Annotated in this window: 1 protein-coding gene; it reads right to left on the bottom strand. The window is 48.7% G+C overall.

Annotated features, from left to right (window positions below; genetic code table 11):
• The coding region (locus R7Q09_RS24255; protein ID WP_318143713.1) for a Tn3 family transposase at positions 1-1,244 on the bottom strand (1,244 nt) is incomplete at both ends.

Here is a 1,244-nt window from a genome sequence, read left to right as displayed (position 1 = left end):
AACCAGTCGATTATACTCCGTCAGAGCCTGTAATATTGGGTGTCCAGAAGGGTAACCAGACAACTTTCTTACCAGCATTGCTTGTGTCGTCCGCTTTGTCTGAAGTGACAGAACAATACACCTGATATCTTGCCATCCCGTTGTAATAACATTCGTTCTGATAGGCTTCTTTAGCGCCAGTATGGTGCTGCCTTGTTCACTTTCAGTCACATCAAACAGATCATTGATGACACTACTGAACTGCGCGTATCGCGGTGCAAAACTGTAACCGCATAGATCCAGTAAGGCGAAGTTAACATGATTGACACCGTGTGTATCTGTCGAGAGTACGTCAGGTTTGATTTCACTGCTGTTGGATTGTAACAGGTCATAAATATAGTGTGATTCGTGCTCGTTGGAACCGATGATCCGAGCATTGAGGGCGCTGTGGTTGGCCACCAGTGTCATGGCCGTGATCCCTTTGTTGGTGCCGAAATACTTAGAGGAGTACCGGGTTTTAAAGGTTTCCAGATGGGTTTCGAATTTCTGACCATCCGCACTGGCGTGCAGCTGGTCCTCCTGAATATGGTAGTGGCGGAAGATGGGTAGCGCTGCAACCGCATTATTGATCACGTCGCTGGCGTCATGCAGCGTTTCAGGCCGGATATAGTTGGCCTGCACCGTACTCAGGTGTTCATAGCTTCGATCGGAGATCTGCGCCATGCCATACACACCACGGTGAGTGGCGTTGGCAATCAGAATGGCCAGTAAATCATCCTGATGAGTGAACCCTTGTTTTTGTATCGGAAGTACATGAGTCAGACATTTCATGAACCCGGTTTCGCGCTCTACATACCGCAGTACATCCGCGATACCGACCGGTTGCATTCGCTTAAAAAAGGGATTGTTGACCAGAGATGTAGCGCTTTTGGTCGGCAGACGCCAGCGGGTACCGGTACGATTTTTCATGATCACATTTCGATTGTCTCCCTCATCAATATGGAGAGCAACGTCTTTGAGTGCACTTTCCAGCCGGTGTTGTTTCTCCTGTAACAATAACTCTGCGGGCTGTTTTAGTCTGTCCAGTGTTGATGAGGCCAGCAAGGTATCCTGCGATGTCTGGGGGATCAGGTCGTCTTCCAGTGCGCGGTATTTGGTAACATTTGGCAAATAAATGCGTCCATTCAGTCGTGAGGTTAACTGCCGGTAGAGCAGCCATTCGTAACGTTGCGGGTTAACGTTATCCTGTTTAACCAACCATGGGA

The organism is Vibrio sp. 2130-1, assembly GCF_033339515.1.
The sequence above is the reverse complement of the archived record's forward strand: the minus strand, read 5'-3'. Positions and strand labels throughout refer to the sequence as shown.